Here is a 2,798-nt window from a genome sequence, read left to right on the forward strand (position 1 = left end):
CCCGCGTAACGCGCCGCATCGCCGCGGCGGCCGGCGCCGCGGCGGCGCTGGCGCTGGCCGTCGTGCTGATCACCCGGTTCACGGGGGACGACCTGCCGGAAGGGTGGAAGCGGTACGAGGAGTACCGGATGCAGCTCACGGTCGCGGCTCCGGCCGACTGGACCATCACCACCAAGGACGACGTCGAGAGCAGCGACGGCCCCTACGTCGCCACCGAATACACCTCGCCCAAGGGAGACCTGTCGCTGCGCGTGGACCAGAAGGAGAAGGCCACGGAGACGGCCCGGGCGACGGCCGACCGCTGGAAGAGCGAGTACGAGCAGGCGACGCCGCCCACCGGCGGTTCCCCGGCGACCTTGACGGTGGAGTCCACCACGGAGCAGGGCAAGGACGCGGCCGTCATCACCAACGTGTACAGCAAGGAGGTGGAGGGCACGCCGCCGCGCAGGCTGAGCAAGACCCTGATCGTGGTCAACTCCTCCCAGGAGCGGCTGACGCTGACGGTGGACGTGCCGGCCGGGAAGTCGGCGGCCCGGGTGGCCGACGACCTGATGCGGAAGGCGCGTTCGCAGTACCAGATCAAGGACCTCTGAGCCGGAGCGAGCCGGGCCGGGCCCCATCGGGCGTGGCCCCGCCGACCGTCGGTTCGCCGGCCGCGAGCGCACGCGCCGTACGCGCGCGGATTCCCGACGCGAAGGACCCGCGGTCACGAGAGCCCGTGCGCTACTGGGCCAGCAGGGCCAACGCCAGGGCGCCGCAGGCGTCGACGACGCAGCACCACTCCGCCCACGCGCGGGGCACGACCCGCCCCGTCCGGTGGTGCGCGAAGTCCCAGACCGCGTGGGCCAGCCAGCCCGCGGCCAGGACGTGGAGTCCGAGGGTTTCGTCGACGGCGAGGGCGGTCAGCGCCACGGCCGCGAAGCCGAGGAGCCCCGCGATCTGCAGGACCAGGACGCGCGGTGGTCGCAGTTCCCCGCGCAGCGCGCCGAAGAGCAGGTAGCACAGCGGCATGACGACGAGGAGGGCCGCCAGGAACTCCAGGGCCGGCAGGCCGTCGGCGAACGTGACGACCGCGAGGGCCAGCGCCAGGAGCGTGGGCCAGCGGTGCCCCGCCGCGGCGAGGAGGCCCGGGGAACGGAAGGGGCCGGAGGCCCGCCGGGGGCCGGACGCGGGCGCCGTACCCCTGCCGCGGTCCCGTTCGTCCTGCGTGGAGCCGATCGTCATGGTGTCTCCTGGGTACGGGGGTGCGGTGGAAAGGAAGGGCCTCCTCGGGGCGCCCCGGAGCCCACTGTCCTGCCCCGCCGGACCGATCGGGGCGCGGCGGCCGGCCGATGTCCGCGACCTTGGGGTGCCTGTCCTTCCCGCATAGGGTTCGCCGCATGGGGGAGCGCTTCATGGTGGTGGTCGGCTACGCGTCGGCGGAACTGCTCGACATCGCGTGCGTGACCACGGGCCTGGCCATGGCCAACGGCATCGGCGACCCGGCGGTGCCGTACCGGGTGAGCGTGGCCTGCCCGGGTGGCGGCCCGATCGTCTGCGGCTCGGGGCTGACCCTGATGGGCCAGCAGTCCCTGGAACGGCTGGTCGGGCCGCTCGACACGCTGATCGTGTCGGGCGGCGTCGGATTCGAGCGCGCCGCCGCCGACGCCCGGCTCGTGGGGCACGTCCGTCGGCTGGCCGCGGAGAGCCGACGGGTGGCCTCCGTGTGCACGGGCGCGGGCGTACTGGCCGCCGCCGGCCTCCTGGACGGCCGCCGCGCCACCACGCACTGGCGGTTCGCGGACCGGCTCGCCGCCCGGCACCCTCGCGTCCGCGTCGATCCGGCCCCCATCTACATACGCGACGGGAACGTGTACACGGCGGCCGGCATCACCAGCGCGCTGGATCTCACGCTGGCCTTCATCGAGGAGGACCACGGCCCCGAACTGGCCCGCCAGGTGGCGCGCGACCTGGTCACCTACCTCCAACGGCCCGGCAACCAGGCGCAGATGAGCCTGTTCACCGCAGCTCCGCCACCCCGCGACGACCTGGTCCGCGAGCTCGTCGCCCACATCACCGCCCACCCCGACCACGACCTCGGCACGGCGGCCCTGGCCGCCCGGGCGGGCGTCACCCCGCGCCATCTCACCCGGCTGTTCACGGAGCACGTCGGGCTGGCACCGGCCCGATTCGTCCGGCGGGCCCGCACCGAGGCCGCCGCCCAGCTCCTCGCCTCGACCACGCTGCCCATGGCGGGTGTGGCGGCCCGCTGCGGGTTCGGCAGCGCCGAGGCGCTGCGCCAGGCCTTCGTCGGCCGGTACGGAATCCCGCCCTCCCGCTACCGGGCCGCACAGCGGCCGCGTCCTCCCCGATGACACCGGCCTGAGGCCGCGTCACCCGGGTCGGCGCCCGGGAGAAGAAGAAGGAGCCGCAGCACTCTTGTCAGTGCAATGTCACATTACTATTTTACATGGCACGCGCGGGTGCCTGATCGTCAAGTCCCTTGCCTGCCACGCCCCTTCGCGGATCCGCACCGCTGTCGCACCACCCCCTCACCTCCGACAGGAGTCCACTGGTGTATCAGCTCAGATCCCTGCGCAGACCGCTGCTCGCGGGAGCCGTCGCCGTCGCACTGCTAGCACCGGTGGGGCAGGTCGCCCGGGCCGAGCAGTCCGGCGGGCAGCCGTCCGCCACCCTCGCCGCCCGTCCTGGCCCCCTCTCGCCGGGCGGCGACCTGCCCACCGGCGGAGCGAAGCCCGCCGGCGAGAAGCCGCACGACGAGGTCGACCGCCTCGCCCGGGCGCCCCGTACGGCCCCGG

4 protein-coding genes are annotated in these 2,798 nt (G+C 74.2%); 3 read left to right on the top strand and 1 reads right to left on the bottom strand.

Features of this window, described 5'->3' with window-relative positions; genetic code table 11:
* On the top strand, positions 1-593 hold a 593-nt coding region (locus E2E34_RS35760), incomplete at its 5' end, for a hypothetical protein (protein WP_167518438.1).
* Positions 594-723: 130 nt separating this feature from the next.
* On the opposite strand, the gene E2E34_RS33150 is transcribed toward E2E34_RS35760, so the two are convergent.
* Positions 724-1,224, bottom strand: a complete 501-nt coding sequence (locus E2E34_RS33150) for a hypothetical protein (protein ID WP_244316380.1) — start codon at positions 1,222-1,224, stop codon at positions 724-726.
* A gap of 155 nt (positions 1,225-1,379) precedes the next feature.
* On the opposite strand from E2E34_RS33150, the gene E2E34_RS33155 reads away from it, so the two are divergent.
* Both E2E34_RS33155 and E2E34_RS33160 read left to right on the top strand, forming a co-directional pair.
* Complete coding sequence (locus E2E34_RS33155) at positions 1,380-2,354, top strand: GlxA family transcriptional regulator (RefSeq protein ID WP_138905537.1); 975 nt, start codon at positions 1,380-1,382, stop codon at positions 2,352-2,354.
* Positions 2,355-2,554: 200 nt separating this feature from the next.
* The coding region (locus tag E2E34_RS33160) for a hypothetical protein (protein WP_208765409.1) at positions 2,555-2,798 on the top strand (244 nt) is incomplete at its 3' end.

The organism is Streptomyces albidochromogenes (assembly GCF_005981925.1).
Taxonomy (GTDB): domain Bacteria; phylum Actinomycetota; class Actinomycetes; order Streptomycetales; family Streptomycetaceae; genus Streptomyces; species Streptomyces albidochromogenes.